Source organism: Terrabacter sp. 05T424, assembly GCF_056396225.1.
Map to the genome: position 1 here is coordinate 246,626 of NZ_JBFTLB010000002.1, position 16,246 is coordinate 262,871.

The 16,246-nt window shown below is 72.1% G+C and carries 19 protein-coding genes; 14 read left to right on the forward strand and 5 right to left on the reverse strand.

All coding sequences use genetic code 11. The features are described from left to right. Positions 1 to 170: 170 nt before the first annotated feature. Positions 171 to 707 (reverse strand): N-acetyltransferase family protein, encoded by a 537-nt coding sequence (locus AC1DE0_RS06195; RefSeq protein ID WP_478098298.1) that lies wholly within the window; start codon positions 705 to 707, stop codon positions 171 to 173. A gap of 159 nt (positions 708 to 866) precedes the next feature. Beyond that, positions 867 to 1,742, reverse strand: a complete 876-nt coding sequence (locus AC1DE0_RS06200; RefSeq protein ID WP_478098300.1) for a CHAD domain-containing protein — start codon at positions 1,740 to 1,742, stop codon at positions 867 to 869. A gap of 282 nt (positions 1,743 to 2,024) precedes the next feature. Here AC1DE0_RS06200 and AC1DE0_RS06205 point away from each other — a divergent pair, with 282 nt between their 5' ends. The 5 genes from AC1DE0_RS06205 (at position 2,025) to AC1DE0_RS06225 (ending at position 7,196) form a co-directional block, all read left to right on the forward strand. Next, on the forward strand, positions 2,025 to 2,804 hold the full coding sequence (locus AC1DE0_RS06205) for a S1C family serine protease (RefSeq protein WP_478098302.1): 780 nt from the start codon (positions 2,025 to 2,027) through the stop codon (positions 2,802 to 2,804). Between the two features lie 120 nt (positions 2,805 to 2,924). Next, a complete protein-coding gene (locus tag AC1DE0_RS06210) occupies positions 2,925 to 4,055 on the forward strand; it encodes an AAA family ATPase (protein ID WP_478098304.1) in 1,131 nt (376 codons plus the stop codon). Further along, a complete protein-coding gene (locus AC1DE0_RS06215; RefSeq protein WP_478098307.1) occupies positions 4,034 to 5,044 on the forward strand; it encodes a DUF58 domain-containing protein in 1,011 nt (336 codons plus the stop codon). Before AC1DE0_RS06210 ends, AC1DE0_RS06215 begins: the two co-directional genes overlap by 22 nt. Before the next feature lie 25 nt (positions 5,045 to 5,069). Then, complete coding sequence (locus AC1DE0_RS06220) at positions 5,070 to 6,053, forward strand: VWA domain-containing protein (protein WP_478098309.1); 984 nt, start codon at positions 5,070 to 5,072, stop codon at positions 6,051 to 6,053. After that, complete coding sequence (locus AC1DE0_RS06225; RefSeq protein ID WP_478098310.1) at positions 6,054 to 7,196, forward strand: VWA domain-containing protein; 1,143 nt, start codon at positions 6,054 to 6,056, stop codon at positions 7,194 to 7,196. A 36-nt stretch (positions 7,197 to 7,232) separates the two neighbouring features. Here the strand turns inward: AC1DE0_RS06225 and AC1DE0_RS06230 are convergent, their stop codons facing one another. After that, positions 7,233 to 7,820: a DapH/DapD/GlmU-related protein gene (locus AC1DE0_RS06230; RefSeq protein WP_478098312.1), complete on the reverse strand. Its 588-nt coding sequence runs from the start codon at positions 7,818 to 7,820 to the stop codon at positions 7,233 to 7,235. Between the two features lie 51 nt (positions 7,821 to 7,871). Next, a complete protein-coding gene (locus AC1DE0_RS06235) occupies positions 7,872 to 8,891 on the reverse strand; it encodes a zinc-dependent alcohol dehydrogenase family protein (RefSeq protein WP_478098314.1) in 1,020 nt (339 codons plus the stop codon). Positions 8,892 to 9,064: 173 nt separating this feature from the next. Here AC1DE0_RS06235 and AC1DE0_RS06240 point away from each other — a divergent pair, with 173 nt between their 5' ends. From AC1DE0_RS06240 to AC1DE0_RS06265, 6 genes are all read left to right on the forward strand, one after another. Beyond that, a complete protein-coding gene (locus AC1DE0_RS06240) occupies positions 9,065 to 9,979 on the forward strand; it encodes a helix-turn-helix transcriptional regulator (RefSeq protein WP_478098316.1) in 915 nt (304 codons plus the stop codon). 10 nt (positions 9,980 to 9,989) lie between these two features. Next, a complete protein-coding gene (locus AC1DE0_RS06245) occupies positions 9,990 to 10,403 on the forward strand; it encodes a (R)-mandelonitrile lyase (RefSeq protein WP_478098318.1) in 414 nt (137 codons plus the stop codon). Between the two features lie 61 nt (positions 10,404 to 10,464). After that, positions 10,465 to 10,623, forward strand: coding sequence for a DUF1660 family phage protein (locus AC1DE0_RS06250; protein ID WP_478098320.1), 159 nt, complete (start codon positions 10,465 to 10,467; stop codon positions 10,621 to 10,623). 103 nt (positions 10,624 to 10,726) lie between these two features. Next, positions 10,727 to 11,206 carry a nuclear transport factor 2 family protein gene (locus AC1DE0_RS06255; RefSeq protein WP_478098321.1) on the forward strand — a complete coding sequence of 160 codons (480 nt, stop codon included), beginning with the start codon at positions 10,727 to 10,729 and terminating at the stop codon, positions 11,204 to 11,206. A gap of 11 nt (positions 11,207 to 11,217) precedes the next feature. Continuing rightward, positions 11,218 to 12,309, forward strand: a complete 1,092-nt coding sequence (locus tag AC1DE0_RS06260) for a DNA glycosylase AlkZ-like family protein (RefSeq protein ID WP_478098322.1) — start codon at positions 11,218 to 11,220, stop codon at positions 12,307 to 12,309. A 35-nt stretch (positions 12,310 to 12,344) separates the two neighbouring features. Next, complete coding sequence (locus AC1DE0_RS06265) at positions 12,345 to 12,920, forward strand: dihydrofolate reductase family protein (RefSeq protein ID WP_478098323.1); 576 nt, start codon at positions 12,345 to 12,347, stop codon at positions 12,918 to 12,920. On the opposite strand, the gene AC1DE0_RS06270 is transcribed toward AC1DE0_RS06265, so the two are convergent. Then, on the reverse strand, positions 12,899 to 13,234 hold the full coding sequence (locus AC1DE0_RS06270; protein ID WP_478098325.1) for a hypothetical protein: 336 nt from the start codon (positions 13,232 to 13,234) through the stop codon (positions 12,899 to 12,901). The genes AC1DE0_RS06265 and AC1DE0_RS06270 overlap by 22 nt on opposite strands. Positions 13,235 to 13,424: 190 nt before the next feature. On the opposite strand from AC1DE0_RS06270, the gene AC1DE0_RS06275 reads away from it, so the two are divergent. The 3 genes from AC1DE0_RS06275 (at position 13,425) to AC1DE0_RS06285 (ending at position 16,204) form a co-directional block, all read left to right on the forward strand. Further along, positions 13,425 to 14,501: a semialdehyde dehydrogenase gene (locus AC1DE0_RS06275; RefSeq protein WP_478098326.1), complete on the forward strand. Its 1,077-nt coding sequence runs from the start codon at positions 13,425 to 13,427 to the stop codon at positions 14,499 to 14,501. After that, the gene (locus AC1DE0_RS06280) at positions 14,498 to 15,784 is read left to right on the forward strand and encodes an NAD(P)/FAD-dependent oxidoreductase (protein WP_478098328.1); all 1,287 of its coding nucleotides are present in this window, start codon (positions 14,498 to 14,500) and stop codon (positions 15,782 to 15,784) included. The genes AC1DE0_RS06275 and AC1DE0_RS06280 overlap by 4 nt, the downstream gene beginning before the upstream one ends. A 186-nt stretch (positions 15,785 to 15,970) precedes the next feature. Continuing rightward, the gene (locus tag AC1DE0_RS06285) at positions 15,971 to 16,204 is read left to right on the forward strand and encodes a DUF4287 domain-containing protein (protein ID WP_478098330.1); all 234 of its coding nucleotides are present in this window, start codon (positions 15,971 to 15,973) and stop codon (positions 16,202 to 16,204) included. Positions 16,205 to 16,246: the final 42 nt, after the last annotated feature.

Consider the following 16,246-nt stretch of genomic DNA (forward strand, 5'->3'; position numbering starts at 1 on the left):
ACTCGACGGGTGACTCGGGTCGAGTGCCCACTTTCCGACGGGGCCTGGGCGTCGGGAACTGCGCACTCGACGGGTGACTTGGGTCGAGTGCCCACTTTCCGACGGGGTCCGCGCGTCGGGAACTGCGCACTCGACGGGGTGAGTCAGGTCGAGTGCCCACTTTCCGACGGTCAGGTCGGCTCGGGCAGATCCTCCCCGGCCGGCAACGCGTCGCCGAGTCTGCGCTGCACCCAGGTGACGTCGTGCCACGCGCCGAACTTCCAGCCGATGTCGCGGTAGGTGCCGACCGTCTCGAAGCCCATCGCCGCGTGCAGCCGGCCGCTCGCCTCGTTGGGTTGAGTCATCCCCGCCGCGGCCATCCGGTAGCCGCGGGCGGTCAGTCGGGTCAGCAGCTCCTCGTAGAGCCGCCGACCGCCGCCTCGCCCGTGGCGGTCCCTGGCGAGGTAGACCGAGACCTCGCACGACCAGCGGTACGCGGCGCGCTCCTTGAACGGCCCGCCGTACGCGTACCCGACGACCTCACCCGCGTCCTCCAGTACGAGGAACGCATGTGATCGCTGCGCCTTCCCGATGCGCCGGCCCATCTCCTCGGCGTCGGGGGGCTCGGTCTCGAACGTGATCGAGGTGCCGGTGACGTAAGGCGCGTAGACGGCCGCGCAGGCTGCCGCGTCGCCGGGGGTCGCGTCACGGACGAGGAGATCGGGCATGGCGCCGATGCTAGGTGCCGGCGTGACGGGGCGTCGCGCCACCCGGACCTGACGCAACCGATCTGGGGGGCACCCAGAACGCGACGTCAGCGATCGGCAGGTGGGACCACGACGGGACTCACGCGTGACCCAGGACGTTCCGGCTCGGCAGCGCGTGGGTCACCGGCGGTCCGGGGCCAGCTTCTCCAGCGCGGTCAGGGCATCCATCGCCCGTGACCGGAGGTCGCGCAGGGCGCGCTGCTCATCGGCGTCGAGGTGCCCGATGAGGAACGCCGCCGCCTCGCCGCTGTCGACGTCGAGCGCGAGGTGCCGCAGGCTCGACCGCGTGACCGTCGCGTCGTGGTGCAGGCCGATGACATCCTGGACCGACTCGGCGACCTCCTCGATCTCGCGGATGCGCGAGCCTGCCACCGGTGCGGCCGCCTCGGCCGCGTAACGCAACCGCTTGGCGGCCTTGCGCACGTCGTGCAGCCGGGCGGCCTGCTCGACGGGGTCGCTGGTGGCCCGGGCCAGGCCGATCCGCTCCACGACCCGCTCGAGGTCGTGCTCGACCCGCCTGCGGGCGAACTTCTTCGCGCTCGTGTCTGCACCGGCCGTGAACGGCGGGTCGCCGGCGGCCGAGTCGAGCAGGGCGAGCATGGCGGCATACCTCGTCGAGGCGAGCGTCTCCTCAACGACGTCACCCGCGGCGGCGAGGTCGAGTCGCAGGCGCGCCCGCAGGCCGCTGACGGCGTCGTCGAGCCCGACCGGCTCGGCCGCCGCGAGCAGCAGCTCGGTGTGCTCGATGACGACCTCGACGTCGCGGGCCTGCCCCAGCAACCGGGAGACCCACCGCAGCTCGTCGCGCAGCGGCTCGGTCACCGTGCGCTCGAACACCGGCCGGAACGTCGCGAACGCCGAGCGGATGCGGCGGAGGGCGACGCGCACGTCGTGCAGACCCTCGGGTTCGCCTGCGTGCAGGGCCTCCTCAGCCCGTGTCAGCGCCTCCCGCTGCTCCGCGAGGCACTGACGCACCAGGGACGCGGCGGACGGCATACGCCATTCCTACCCGTGGGGGTGACCGAGAGTCACCGGTTCGGCGGAACCTGTGAACTCGGGGCTGACCACTGCCGCTCGGGCCGATCGAAACGTACAGTCGAAAAGGTGGCACGGGTCACCGCTCCCCCCGCAGTCGACACCGCCGCCCCTGGCGCCGGGACACCTTTGCGCGCGCGGCTGTTCGCGCCACCAGGATCGCCGCTCGCCGGCTCCGGGCCGAGCCCGGAACCCGAGCCTCCCGAGGGGCCGTGGCAGCGGACGCGCCGCCGGCTCGCCGCCGTGCCGCGGTGGGTGTGGGCCACGCTCGCCGTCGTCGTGCTCGTCGCCGCAGCACTGACCACGTATGCCGTCACGCGACCTCCCGGCCCCGCCCCCATCACCCGGCGCGACGTCGACCTCACCGTGCAGAAGGGGATCGAGAAGCAGGCCGAGGCCCAGGCGGCCGCTCCGGCCGACGCGACGCTCGCGCACGCCGCGATCGCCCCGTCGCTCGTCCTCATCACCACCCGAGGCACATCGGCCGGGGCCCGGTCGCAGGGCAGTGGCGCCGGCATCGTCGTCAACGCGGACGGCACCGTGCTCACGGCGCTGCACGTCGTCCAGGGAGCGAGCGCGATCACCGTCGCGTTCTCCGACGGCACCACCTCGCCGGCCACGGTCGCGTCCCGCAAGCCCGAGAGCGACATCGCGACCCTCACTCCGGCAAAGCTTCCCGAGACGGTCGTGCCGGCCGTGCTCGGCGGCGGCCTCGTGGTGGGGGCGCCCGTCTTCGCCGTCGGCCACCCGCTGGGGCTGACCGACTCGCTCTCGGCCGGCGTCGTGTCGGCGCTCGACCGGACCGTGCGGGTCGAGGGCAGCCGCCAGCTCGAGCACCTCATCCAGTTCGACGCGGCAGTCAACCCGGGCAACTCCGGCGGCCCCCTGCTCAACAAGACGGGACAGGTCGTGGGCATCGTCACGGGCCTGGCCAACCCCACCGACCAGACCCTCTTCGTCGGGATCGGTTTCGCCGTGCCCATCGCGACGGCGGGCGGTGGGACCGGGGGCATCGCGCGCTAGGCGGCACAGCGGCACAGCGGCATACGGCATACGGCACACGGCACACGGCACACGGCACACCCGAGCTCGACACGACACCACGACACCACGACAGCGGCGCAGCAGCGGCAGGAGGACGGCATGGACGGTGAGGCAGGCAGCAGATCGAGTGGCCGGCAGGGTCGGCACGAGCTGGAACAGGCGCTCTACGAGGTCAAGCGGACCATCGTCGGACAGGACCTGCTGCTCGAGCGGATGATGGTCGCCCTGCTGGCCCGCGGCCACCTGCTCGTCGAGGGCGTGCCCGGCCTGGCCAAGACGATGGCGATCAAGACGCTCGCGCACGCGATCGGCGGCGAGTTCCAGCGCATCCAGTTCACGCCCGACCTCGTGCCGGCCGACCTCATCGGCACGCGCATCTACAACCAGCGCGACGGCGAGTTCCAGGTCTCGCTCGGTCCGGTCTTCGCCAACCTCGTGCTCGCCGACGAGATCAACCGCGCGCCGGCGAAGGTGCAGAGCGCGCTGCTGGAGGTCATGCAGGAGCGGCAGGTGACGATCGGTCGCGAGACCTTCCCGGCGCCCGACCCGTTCCTCGTCATGGCGACCCAGAACCCCATCGAGTCGGAAGGGACGTACGCGCTGCCCGAGGCCCAGGTCGACCGCTTCATGCTCAAGGTCCTCATCGGATATCCCTCTGCCGCTGAGGAGTTCGTCGTCGTCGAGCGCCAGATCTCCGCTGCCGTCAACACGATCAAGGTGCTCGACCCGGAGATGCTGCGTGGCTTCCAGCGCGAGACCGACGCCGTCTACGTCGACCCCGCGGTCATCGAGTATGCCGTCCGGCTGGCCACGGCGACCCGCGAGCCGGCAGGTGTGGGCCGCGACGACCTGGCCCGGCTGCTGACCTACGGCGCGAGCCCGCGCGCGTCGATCAACCTCGTGCTGGCGGCGCGGGCGCTCGCCTTCCTCCGTGGGCGCGACTACGCGTTGCCCGGTGACGTCAGCGACCTCGCCCGTGACGTGCTGCGGCACCGCATCGTCCTGTCGTACGAGGCGCTGGCCGAGGACCTCTCCCCCGACGACCTGCTCACCCCGATCATCCACGCGGTGCCCGTGCCGACGGCGCCCCTGCGCGAACAGCAGGCGCGCGACCAGCAGGTCCGCGGGTCGGTGGCCGGCGCCTTCGGGTCGGAGTCCGGTGGGATCCCTGCCGGGGGCACGGCCGGCCCCGCGTCTGGTGACGCGACATGGGCGCGACCGACACGCTGAGCGCCGAGCGGCTGCTCCGACGCCTCGAGTGGAGGGTGGTGCGGCGGCTCGACGGGCGACTGCAGGGCGACTACCGCAGCCTCTTCCGCGGCTCGGGGCTCGACTTCACCGACCTGCGCGAGTACGAGCCCGGCGACGACCTGCGGCACATCGAGTGGAACGTCACGGCACGGCTCGACACCCCGTACGTCCGCGAGTTCGTCGAGGACCGCGAACTGACGGCCTGGCTGCTGCTCGACCACTCGGCCTCGATGGGCTTCGGGCCCGTCGCCCGGCAGAAGGACCTCGTCCTCGCGGAGGTCGCGACGACGCTGGCGCACGTGCTGACCCGCGGCGGCAGCAGGGTCGGGGCGATCGTCATGGACACCGGCGTCGACGCTGTGGTCCCACCGGCGTCGGGGCGCAACCAGGTGCTGCGCATCGCGAAGCTGCTCCTCGACCGTCGCGAGTCGCGCTCTGCCACGGATGATCCCGTTCCGGCACCTGGTTGGTTCGCGAGGCGCCGGGCGCGGACGGAGCCGGGGAGCGGTGCCGGCGACACGGCATACGCAAGGGGCCTCAAGAGCGAGGACCGCCGGATCACCGACCTGTCGCTGCTGCTCACGGCTGCGGCGGGAATCGCACGCCGGCGCGGCCTGGTGCTCGTCGTGTCCGACTTCATCAGTGCCGACGGGTGGGAGAAACCGCTGGCGCAACTCGCGCGGCGCCACGAGGTGGTCGCGCTCCAGGTCATCGACCCGCGCGAGAGCGAGCTGCCGGACGCGGGGGCCGTCTACGTCGAGGACGCCGAGACGGGCGAGCAGATCTTCGTCGACACGAGCGACACGGCGTTCCGCGCACGGCTGGCGGCGGCAGCGGACGCGCGGCAGGCGGAGCTCGAGGCGCGGGCACGCAAGGCCGGTGCCGATCTCTACACCGTGCGCACCGACGACGACCTCGTGCGGTCACTCATGCGCATCTCCGAGCTGCGGCGGATGAGACGGCGATGAGCGGGTCGAACACAGGGGGGCGGCGATGACACTCACGTGGCCCTGGGCGCTCGCGGGACTGCTCGTCGTCCCGGTGCTCGTCGTCGGCTACCGCCGGGTTCTGCGCGTGCAGGAGCAGCGGCGGGTCGCCCTCGCCGAGCAGGGCCTCTTCATGCCCGCGCCGCCCCGTGGCTGGCGGCGGCACATCGGTCCGGCGCTCCTCATCGGGGCGCTCACCGTGCTGGTGCTGTCGCTGACCCGGCCGGTGGCCTCCTTCGCCGAGCCGCACCGTGAGGGCACGGTCGTGCTCGCCTTCGACGTGTCGAACAGCATGGCCGCCAAGGACGTCAAGCCGTCACGCCTCGAGGCGGCCAAGGCGGCGGCGCGTGGGTTCGTCGAGAAGCAGCCGACGTCGGTGCGCATCGCGGTCGTCGCCTTCGGCGGCACCGCACTGGTGACGCAGCGGCCGACGGACGACCGGGCCGCCGTGCTGGCTGCGGTCGCGCGGCTCAAGCCGTCGGGCGAGACGTCACTCGCGGACGGCGTGCTCACCGGGCTGAGCGCGATCGTCGGCAAGCCGGTCAAGGCACCGGGCGACGCCGAGGCGGGCACGACCGACGAGACGGCCATCGGCTTCCACGGAGGGACGGCGATCGTGCTGCTCACCGACGGGGAGAACACGGCCTCGGCCGACCCCGTCAAGGCTGCCGAGCTGGCCGCTGCGGCAGGCGTGCAGGTCGAGCCGATCGGGCTCGGCACGCCGGAGGGCACGGTCATCCAGGTCGACGGGTTCAGCGTCGCGACGGCGCTCGACGAGACGTCACTGCAGGAGATCGCGCAGACGACGGGCGGCACGTACCGTCGCGCGACCGACGCGGCGTCACTCGCCGCGGTCTACGACGCCATCGAGCTGCAGTGGACGACGCGCACCGTGCCGCACGAGGTGACGTCGTGGGTCGCCGCCTTCGCGGCGCTGCTGCTGCTCGGCGGCGCGACGGTGTCGGTGCTGCGCCAGGGGCGGGTGATCTGAGTGTCGTTCGGACTGCCGGTGCTGCTGGTGGCGCTGCTCTTCGTGCCGCTGCTGGCGGTCGTCTACGTCTGGCAGCTGCGGCGTCGGCGGCGTCAGGCCGTGCGCTTCTCGAACGTCGCGCTGCTGCGGTCGGTGGGCGCCGGGTCGCACTCGTGGCGACGGCACGTGCCCATCGCCATGGTGCTGGCCTCTCTCGGTCTGCTCGGTCTGGCGGCGGCCCGCCCGACCGTCACGGCGCAGGTGCCGACGTCCAGCTCGACGATCATCCTGGCCCTCGACGTCTCCGGGTCGATGTGCGCGACGGACGTCGACCCCAACCGGCTGGCGGCAGCCCAGGCCGCGGTGCGGTCGTTCATCAAGAACCAGGACGACGAGACGAAGATCGGCTTCGTCGTCTTCTCGGGCTTCGCGCAGCTTGCCGTGGCTCCGACGCAGAACAGGGACGATCTGCTCGAGGCGCTCGACGCCGTGACGACCGGGCGAGGAACGACGATCGGGGCCGCCATCCTGCGGTCCATCGACGCGATCGCCGAGCTCGACCCGAACGTCGCGCCGTCTGACGCCGTGGACGAGCCGACGACGGACGGCCCGGGGACCGTTGTCCCGACTCCCACGCCGACACCCATACCCAGCGCAGGGGCAGGTGGGCCGGGCGGCACCGGCGAGAAGCCTGACGTGGCGCCGGAGATCATCGTGCTGCTCACCGACGGGGCGAACACCCGCGGCGTCACCCCGGCGGAGGCAGCCCAACAGGCCGCGGCCCGCGGGGTGCGCGTCTACCCGATCGGCTTCGGCACGACGAACCCGACCCAGATGGCCTGCACGCGCGACCAGTACGGCGGGTTCGCGCCGCCCCGGGTCCGCGACTTCGGTGGCGGGGGGCCGGGCGGTGGGCCGGGGCTCGGCGGCCGCAACTTCCTCGTCGTCGACGAGGCCGCCCTCAAGGGCGTGGCCCAGACGACGGGCGGCGAGTACTTCGCGGCCACCGACGCCGACGGACTGACCAAGGTCCTCGCCGACCTGCCCAAGCACGTCACGGTGACGGAGCAGGACGTCGACCTCAGCGCTGCGTTCGCGGTGGTGGCAGCCGCCCTGCTGCTCACGGGCCTGGCCCTGTCGATCGGACGTCCTCGAAAGGTATGAAGACGCGTACGCCGTCGGAGTCCCACCCGGTCCCACTCAGTCGGGGCGTGTGGCGTCGAACCCTGTCATCCGGATGATCCTGCCGGGGACACCGGCGACGACAGCGTTCGCCGGCACGTCCTTGGTGACGACCGCGCCGGCGCCGACGACCGCGCCGTCGCCGATGGTCACCCCCGGTACCACGGTGACTCCGGCGCCCAGCCACACCCTCCGGCCGATCGTGACCCGGGCCGGCAGCATGTCGGCGCGTCGGTCCGGGTCGACGGCGTGGTTCAACGTGGTCAGCGTGCTGCCGTGCCCGATGAGCGTGCCCTCGCCAATGGTGATGCCGCCGGTGTCCTGGAAGCGGCAGCCCATGTTGACGAAGACCCCCTCGCCGAGGTCGAGGTTCTGGCCGAACTCGCAGTAGAACGGTGGGAAGAGTGTGACGGAGTCCGGCACGGAACGCCCTGTGAGCCGCGACAGGAGCGCCCGCACCTCGTCCGGCGTCCGGTAGGCGTTGTTCAGCTCGGAGACGACCCGGAGCGCCTCCTGCGCGGCCCCGTGCATGAACTCGTGCTGCGGCGAGCCGCCCTCGAGAACGGCGCCGCTGTTCACGTGGTCGAGGAAGTCCTGCAGGTCCATCGGTGCTCCTCTGCGTTGAGTCATGAGGTGACCCAGTTTGGTGACGGGTGGTCAGAGCGTCAGCAGGACCTTGGTCGCGGTGCGCTCGTCCATGGCTCGGTAGCCCTCGGCCGCCTTCTCGAGCGGCAGGGTGAGATCGAAGACCTTGCCCGGGTCGATCTTCCGGTCCCAGATCAGCTGGATCAGGTGCGGCAGGTACTCCCGCACGGGGGCAGGACCGCCGTGGATGTGCACGCCGGCCATGAACAGCTCGTCGCCGGGGATGGCGACGTCGTGCGAGACACCGACGAAGCCGACGTGGCCTCCGGCCCGTGTCGAGTGGATGGCCTGCATCATCGCCTCCTGCGTGCCGACGGCCTCGATGACGGAGTGCGCGCCGAGCCCGTCGGTGAGCTCCTTCACCCGTGTGACGCCGGCCTCCCCGCGCTCCTCGACGATGTGGGTGGCGCCGAACTCGCGAGCGAGGGACTGCCGGTCGGCATGCCGGCTGAAGGCGATGATGCGCTCGGCGCCGAGCTGCTTGGCGGCCAGGATCCCGAGCAGGCCGACGGCGCCGTCACCGACGACGGCAACCGTCTTGCCCGGGCCGGCCTCGGCGGCGACCGCCGCAAACCAACCCGTGCCCAGCACGTCGGAGGCCGCCATGAGGGACGGGATGAGCTCGGGGTCGGGCCGCCCCGGGGTGACGACGAGCGTGCCGTCGGCCAGGGGGATGCGCGCCAGCTCGGCCTGGGTTCCGATGGTGCCCATGAGCACCCGGTGGGTGCAGTACGCCTGGTAGCCCGCCCTGCAGATCTCGCACGTGTTGTCCGAGGCCCAGAAGGACCCGACGACGAAGTCGCCGACCCTGACGGTGCGCACATCGGAGCCGACCTCCTCGACGACGCCGACGTACTCATGGCCCATCACCTGGTGGTCGACCGGCTCGGCGCCGCGATAAGGCCACAGGTCGCTGCCGCAGATGCACGTCGCCGTGAGGCGGATGACCGCGTCGGTCGCCTCGATGAGCCTCGGGTCCTCGCGGTCCTCCACCCGCACGTCGCCGGGTCCGTACATGACAACTCCACGCATCGCGTGAACTCCTTCGATCGCTTCAGTCGCGGGCCAGCGCCCGCCGGGCCCAACGGCCCACGTCACGAGTCAAGCCGCTCTCGAATGGTTGCGGGAGTCCCTGTCGAGGGACGTACTGACAGGGCACCCTTCGCGGCTCTACGAGCCGGAGCCGGCGGCATACGCTCGAAGGCGTGGACAACCGCCAGGAGGTGCGCGAGTTCCTGATGACCCGCCGCGCCCGCATCACTCCCGCCCAGGTCGGCCTGCCCGTGGGACGCGGCCGGCGCGTCCCGGGACTGCGCCGCAGCGAGGTCGCGACGCTCGCCGGCCTCAGCGTCGAGTACTACGCCCGCCTCGAGCGCGGGCAGATCGCGGGCGCCTCGGCCGGCGTGCTCGACGCACTCGTGCGCGCACTCCAGCTGGACGACACGGAACGTGCCCACCTGCTCGACCTCGCCCGCGCGGCAGACGGCATCCCCACGTCGGGCCGGCCGCGCCGGCGCGCCGCAGGAAAGCCGGCGTCGCGCCCGAGCCTGCAGTGGGCGCTCGAGTCGATCCGCGATGGTGTCGCGTTCGTGCGCGACCCACACCAGAACCTGCTCGCGACCAACACCCTCGGCCGCGCCTTCTACTCCCCCGTCATCGGCACGGGCGGACGGATGCCGAACCTCGCCCGGTTCCAGTTCCTCGACCCGGCGTCGCCCGAGTTCTACCCGGACTGGGAGCTGTTCGCCGAGATGTGCGTCGGCATCATGCGCGCCGAGGCCGGCCGCGACCCGCACGACCGCGGCCTGCAGGACCTCGTCGGCGAGTTGTCCACGCGGAGTGAGGTCTTCCGACGCCTGTGGAGCGCCCACGACGTGCGCACCCACGGCACCGGCACCAAGCGCTTCAACCATCCCGTCGTCGGCGAGCTGACCCTCGCCTACGAGGAGCTCGCGATCACCGCGGAGCCCGGCCTCGTTCTCATGGTCTACACGGCCGAACCCGGCTCACCGTCGGCCGAGCGCCTCCAGCTGCTCGCGTCGTGGGCGGCCTCGACGCCCGCCCCGACGGCAACCACGGACATGACGGCAACCACCGACACCCCGACCGCGAACGGCTAGAAGGAATCCCATGCAGATCACCCGCAGCTCGGTCGACACCCTCAAGGGTCCAAGCAACTGGTTCACCGGCGACGTCTACATCGACGCCGTCGCCGCTGCGCCCGCACCGTCGCGCGTCACGGCCAACCTCGTCCACTTCATGCCCGGCGCCCGCACGCACTGGCACCGCCACCCGCTCGGCCAGACGGTCTTCGTCACCGAAGGCGTCGGGCTCTGTCAGCGCCGGGGCGGCCCCGTCGAGGTGATCCGTCCCGGCGACCGTGTGCTCTTCGAGGCCGGCGAGGAGCACTGGCACGGCGCCTCGCCCAACCGGCTCATGGTGCACGTCGCCATCAACGAGGGCGACGCCGACCACGACGTCGTCCACTGGCTCACCCCGGTCACCGACGAGGAGTACGCCGACGCACCCGCAGCTGGCGAGTAACCCCAGCCGCCGGCGCGGCGCAGGCCTTCCGGACGAGTAGAGGCGCGAGCACACTTGTGCCATGGCTCGACGTCATCCGCTCTGCCTCCTGCTCGGGCACAAGTGGTCCAGGCAGCGGCTGCCGAACCGGACGGTCCGGCTCACCTGCAAGCGCTGCGACAAGATCGACATCGTCGACCGCGACTTCGACGTGCACCCCGGTGGCGGAGGGGGATTCTGATCCGTCCCCGCTGGAGCGCCCACCTGGCGACCCCGAGCTGATCCACCGGTATGCCGCCGCCGACCACGCCTTCACTGTCGGCGGCGCTGGTTAGGGTCGGCGCGTGACCGAAGACGCGCGCGAGCCTGACCGGCAGTCGGACCTGAGTGAGATCCAGTCGGTCGTCGACACGTTCTTCGCCGCCTTCGCCACCGGACCGGCCCTGGCCGAGCGAATGACTGCCCTGCGCGACCTCTTCGTGCCGCGGGCGCTCGTCACCAGCACCTGCGGCCGCGCGCCGAACGTGATGGACGTCGACGCGTTCATCGAGCCGAGGCACGCACTCCTGGGCGGCGGCGGCCTGACAGAGTTCAGCGAGTGGCCGACCGAAGGCCGCATCGACGTCTTCGGCGACATCGCCCACTGGTTCGGCAGCTACGCCAAGACCGGGGTGCAGGACGGGAGCCTGGTCGAGGGCCGCGGCATGAAGTCGATCCAGCTGATCCGGACGGCGGCCGGGTGGCGCATCACAACGGCGGCGTGGGACGACGAACGCCCCGGCGTCGGTGCTGCCGTCAGCCGCACTGTCGGCCCGGCTGACTAGGGTCTCGGTCCATGGCGGTGCACCGGCTGACCCTCGACGACGCGCGGCGCATCGCCGTGCACGCGCAATACCTCGACGAGCCGCGCCCCACCGATCTCGTCGAGACGGTCGAGCGGCTGACGATGCTGCAGATCGACCCCACCGCGGCCATTGCGCCGAGCGCCGACCTCGTGCTGTGGAGCCGGCTGGGCACCACCTATCGCCCCGAGCACCTCACCCGCGCCGTCGAGCACGACCGCACCCTCCACGAGACCGTCGCCTACATCCGTCCCGCGCGTGACGTGCCCCCGGTCATCGCCGAGTGGGTCGGCCGCGAGTTCCACCCCGCGATCATCGAGTGGCTCGAGGCCAACGAGCAGTTCCGCCGTGACATCCTCGCCCGGCTCACCGCGGAGGGCCCGCTGCTCTCCCGCGACATTCCCGACACGAGCGCGGTGCCGTGGCCGTCGAGCGGCTGGACCAACAACCGCAACGTCACGAAGATGCTCGAGTCCATGGCCCGCCGGGGGCAGATCGCAGTCTCGGGCCGCAAGGGGCGCCAGCGCTACTGGGACCTCTCCGAGCGCGTCTACGGCGACGACTTCGAGCTCCCGACCCACGAGGAGGCGACGAGCCTGCGCAACGAACGCCGCCTCGAGTCGCTCGGCATCGCCCGTGCCAGCGGGCCAGAGCTGCCGGGCGAGCAGGCCTACGTCGGCGAGGCCGGCGAGCCCGCCGAGGTGGAGGGGGTGCCGGGCACGTGGCGCGTCCACCCGGCATACCTCGGCGTCCCGAGCACGTTCTCGGGGCGGGCCGCGCTGCTCTCGCCGTTCGACCAGCTCATCCACAACCGCGTCCGCGCCGAGCAGCTCTGGGGCTACGAGTACATCCTCGAGATGTACAAGCCCAAGGAGAAGCGGCGGTGGGGCTACTTCGCGCTGCCGATCCTCCACCACGACCGGCTCGTCGGAAAGCTCGACGCCCAGGCCGATCGCAAGGCCGGGCGCCTCGTCGTCAACGCGGTCCACGAGGACGTCCCGTTCCCGAAGCGCACGCGCACCGCCGTCGACGTCGAGATCGCTTCTCTCGCAGAGTGGCTCGGCCTCGAGCTCGTCACCCCCTGAACCCACCTGACCCCACCTGACCCAAGGAGCACTCGATGCGCAGGATCGTCCTCTACACGATCACCTCCCTCGACGGAGCCGTCGACGACCCCACCCGCGCCTTCCCGCCCGACGTCGACCCCGACAAGCCGCAGCCCCCGACGTTCGACGACGACCTCATCGCCCTCGAGGCCGAGGTCATCGCCAAGCAGGACGCCGTGCTCCTGGGCCGCCACATGTACGACGAGTGGTCTCGCTACTGGCCGACCTCCGACGAGCAGCCGTTCGCCGACTTCATCAACGGCGTCAAGAAGTACGTCGTCACGTCGTCGCCGCTCACCACCGACTGGGGCGACGCCGAGGCCGTGGGCGGTCCGCTCGCCGACATCGTCCGCGACCTCAAGGCCACGCCGGGTGGCGACATCGGCGTGCACGGCAGCATCGAGCTCGCCCAGTCCCTGCTCGACGAGGGCCTCGTCGACGAGATGCACCTCGCGGTCGCGCCCGTCGTCGACCCGGAGGGCCGACGCCTCTTCGAGCGCGGCACCGAACTGCAGCGGCTCACTCTCCAAAGCGCGACGCCCACCGTCAGCGGCGCCCTGTGGCTCGTCTACCGCCCCGCCGCTCCGTGACCTCGTGAGCGCCTCACCCCGAGCGTGCCGTTGACGCGGTAGCCCCGCACCGCCCGGCGCGACTGCGCCGACAGCACCGAGCCGTTGCTCTGGTGCGAGAGCGCCGACGCCGTCGACTGGTTCGACAGCAGCGAGAAGGCGCTCATCGACGACCACAGCGACATGAACGAGGCGAACGACCCCACGCTGCCGATCGACAGCACCGAGCCGACGCTCCCGATCGAGAGCACCGAGCCCACCGACCCGATCGACAGGAAAGAGTCCTTCGACCCGATCGACCACGTGCCCCTCAGACGCTCCGGCAGCTCAGCCATGACCGAAGCCTAGGCACGCATACCCAATCCCGACCAGGTATGCCGCCGCGTGGCCTCCCCGAGGTATCACCCCTGCCGCTCGCTCCTCCTCTCGTGCAACGGCGCCCGCCCCTCGCGGGCAGCCCTCGACGCACGACACGTCACGTCGCACGTCGCACGTCGCACGTCGCACGACTCACGGGGAGCATCGATGACCAGCCAGACCGCCAGCCCGGGCACGTTCGCCTTCACGGTCCACCCGCGCGCCCGCCTCGGCGAGGACCTCGCCCGCGTCTGGGCACCGCTGGGCCGCGTGCCCGACCCCGTCTACGACGCCGCACTCCGTCGTCTGCCGCTGCGTCCGGTCTCCATGGCCGACGTCCACATCGGCGGCGCACGCGTGGGCCACGTCGTGCTCGTGCCCTACGGGGCACGCCACCTGCTCACCTCGCCCGGTGAGGGCCGGGCCCGCGTTCACCGTGCGGTCGACAAGGCCCGCGCCCTCGGCTGCGACGTCGTGGGGCTCGGCGCCCTGACCGCCACGGTGACCGCGGGCGGGGTGTCCCTCCGCAGCCGCACCGACATCGGGGTCACGAACGGCAACGCCTTCACCGCCGCCGTCGTCGACGACCAGGCCCGCCGCTTGCTGCGCGACGCCGTCGACCACGCGGCCGACCCGCACGTCGCGATCGTCGGCGCGACCGGCAGCGTCGGGGCCGCCGTCACGAGGCTGCTGGCCCGCGACCGCGCCGTGGCCCGCCTCACCCTCGTCGCCCGCTCGGCCGGTCGCCTCGACGCGCTCGCCGCCGAGGTCGGCCGTCAGGTGCCGACCACCGTCGAGACCTCGATGGACTCCGTCGCAGAGGCCGACCTCGTCATCCTGCTGACCGCGTCCGCCGACGCGTTGCTGGGTCCCGAGCACCTGGGGCTCGGCGCCGTCGTGCTCGACGCCACCCAGCCCCGCAACACGTCGCCGACGCTCGTCGAGGAGCGCCCCGACGTGCTCGTCGTCGACGGTGGCGTCGTCGACATCCCGAGCCTGCGCCTCGTCGGCGGCAACATCGGCCTGCCCGACGGTCGTGCGTACGCGTGCTTCGCCGAGACGGCCCTGCTCGCCCTCTCCGGCCACCGCGGGCACTTCTCGATCGGGGTCCCGACGCTGGAGCTCGTCGACCACACCCGCGAGCTGGCAAAAGGCTTGTCTCACCTGGGTTTCCGGGCCGCGGAGCCGACGTCGTTCGGCCGACCCGTCTCGATCAGCCGACCGGCGATGGGGATGGCGTCATGACGACGCTGCTCCGCTCCGGGCACCGCGCGCAGCACCGCGTCGTGCTGCTGGGCGGCGGCTACGTCACCCTCCACGCGTATGCCGGCCTGATGCGTCACGCCGGACGCGCGGTCCGCAGCGGTGCGGTCCAGGTGGTGGTGATCAGTGCCGACGACGCCCACAGCTTCCACGGCTTCACCGGCGAGGTCCTCGCCGGGCTGCTCCCCTATGACCGCACCCGCACACCGCTCACCCAGGCGATGCCGCACGCGCACGTCGTCGTCGGCCGCGCGGTCGCCATCGACGCCGAGCGGCGGGTCGTGCGCTACGAGCAGGCCGGGGAGCCCGGTGTGCGCGTGCTCGACTACGACGACCTCGTCGTCGGCACCGGCGGCCGGGAGCCCGCGACCACCGTCCCGGGGCTCGCCGAGCACGGCTTCACCCTCCGCGCTCCCGGCGACATCGAGGTGCTCGCCGAGCGGGTCCGTGAGGCCGCGAATCGTCGCGGTCCGCGTCGGCACACCGTCGTCGTCGCCGGTGGCGGCCTGGCCGGTGTCGAGATGGCCGCCGCCGTCGCCGACCTCGGCGGCGCACGCCTCCGGGTCGAGCTCGTGCACTCCGGTGACGAGCTGCTGCCGGAGCTGCGCGAGTCGCAGCCCCGGCTGGCGGACCGCGCGACCCACGAGCTCAGGCGTCTCGGCGTACGCGTTCGGCTAGGCGTGCGCCTCATCTCGGTCAGCGCCGACCACGCGCACCTCTCCGACGGCACGAGCCTGCCCGCGAACACGGTGATCGCCACGATCGGCCAACGGCCGGTCCAGGTCCCGGGCCTCGACGCGCACCGTGACCCGCGGGGCCGGCTCGTCACCCGACCCGACCTCTCGGTCGTCGACCGCGTGTGGGCGGCGGGCGACGCCGCCTGCGTCGTGCACCCGACGGGCGGCGAACCGGTCCCGGCGAACGCGCTGTGGGCGATCAAGGGCGGCGACCACGTCGGGCACAACGTCGCCCGGTCGATGCGAGGGCGCAGCACCCGGGCATTCGCCTACCGCGGGCTCGGCCAGGCGGCCTCGTTCGGCTTCGGCCGCTCGATCTCCGAGCTCTACGGCATCCCGTTCACGGGGTGGCTCGCGTGGACGCTCCGGGTCACCTTCTTCCTGCGCTTCATGCCGTCGCGGCGCAAGGCGGCCCAGGTCGTAGGCGACTTCGCCCGTCACGCGGCGCACGGCCGACCGCAGTCGACGTCGACACCCGGACGCGTCGGAGCAGTCGTCGATGACCTCGCCAGCGCCGAGCCCGCCTAGCCGAGAGGGGCTCGTCGACGTCGAGAGCGTGGGAACCCACCTCCGGCGGCCGCGTACGCCATGAGCCGTGCAGGCGGTGCGCTCACCTTCGGGGGTGTCTGCTTCCGTGACACCAGGTCGGTGATGGTGTCGAGAATCGGGCAACGCGTTCGACGTGAAGGCATGACGACCACTTCAGGATCATCGATGACCACGCCGCCGGCCACCCCGAAGGGACCGGCGTCCTACTTCCCCTCGATCGAGAAGACGTACGGGCAGCCGATCGACCACTGGATCGGGCAGGTGCGCCAACAGCACGCCGCCGGCACGACCAGGCACGCCGAGCTCGTCTCGTGGCTCAAGGCCGAGCACGGCCTCGGGCACGGCCACGCCAACGCCGTCGTCGCGCACGCCCTCGGGCTGGTGAAGGCAGAGGCGTGACGGCGTGGTGCGGTCGCGTACCGCCTGAGGGCGGCGCCCTCT

What these genes read in the sequence shown, in the direction of transcription:
- AC1DE0_RS06195 (WP_478098298.1), bottom strand. Translation starts at nt 707, where the DNA reads ATGCCCGATCTCCTCGTCCGTGACGCGACCCCCGGCGACGCGGCAGCC.
- AC1DE0_RS06200 (WP_478098300.1), bottom strand. Translation starts at nt 1,742, where the DNA reads ATGCCGTCCGCCGCGTCCCTGGTGCGTCAGTGCCTCGCGGAGCAGCGG.
- AC1DE0_RS06210 (WP_478098304.1), top strand. Translation starts at nt 2,925, where the DNA reads ATGGACGGTGAGGCAGGCAGCAGATCGAGTGGCCGGCAGGGTCGGCAC.
- AC1DE0_RS06215 (WP_478098307.1), top strand. Translation starts at nt 4,034, where the DNA reads ATGGGCGCGACCGACACGCTGAGCGCCGAGCGGCTGCTCCGACGCCTC.
- AC1DE0_RS06220 (WP_478098309.1), top strand. Translation starts at nt 5,070, where the DNA reads ATGACACTCACGTGGCCCTGGGCGCTCGCGGGACTGCTCGTCGTCCCG.
- AC1DE0_RS06230 (WP_478098312.1), bottom strand. Translation starts at nt 7,820, where the DNA reads ATGGACCTGCAGGACTTCCTCGACCACGTGAACAGCGGCGCCGTTCTC.
- AC1DE0_RS06235 (WP_478098314.1), bottom strand. Translation starts at nt 8,891, where the DNA reads ATGCGTGGAGTTGTCATGTACGGACCCGGCGACGTGCGGGTGGAGGAC.
- AC1DE0_RS06245 (WP_478098318.1), top strand. Translation starts at nt 9,990, where the DNA reads ATGCAGATCACCCGCAGCTCGGTCGACACCCTCAAGGGTCCAAGCAAC.
- AC1DE0_RS06250 (WP_478098320.1), top strand. Translation starts at nt 10,465, where the DNA reads ATGGCTCGACGTCATCCGCTCTGCCTCCTGCTCGGGCACAAGTGGTCC.
- AC1DE0_RS06260 (WP_478098322.1), top strand. Translation starts at nt 11,218, where the DNA reads ATGGCGGTGCACCGGCTGACCCTCGACGACGCGCGGCGCATCGCCGTG.
- AC1DE0_RS06265 (WP_478098323.1), top strand. Translation starts at nt 12,345, where the DNA reads ATGCGCAGGATCGTCCTCTACACGATCACCTCCCTCGACGGAGCCGTC.
- AC1DE0_RS06270 (WP_478098325.1), bottom strand. Translation starts at nt 13,234, where the DNA reads ATGGCTGAGCTGCCGGAGCGTCTGAGGGGCACGTGGTCGATCGGGTCG.
- AC1DE0_RS06275 (WP_478098326.1), top strand. Translation starts at nt 13,425, where the DNA reads ATGACCAGCCAGACCGCCAGCCCGGGCACGTTCGCCTTCACGGTCCAC.
- AC1DE0_RS06280 (WP_478098328.1), top strand. Translation starts at nt 14,498, where the DNA reads ATGACGACGCTGCTCCGCTCCGGGCACCGCGCGCAGCACCGCGTCGTG.
- AC1DE0_RS06285 (WP_478098330.1), top strand. Translation starts at nt 15,971, where the DNA reads ATGACCACGCCGCCGGCCACCCCGAAGGGACCGGCGTCCTACTTCCCC.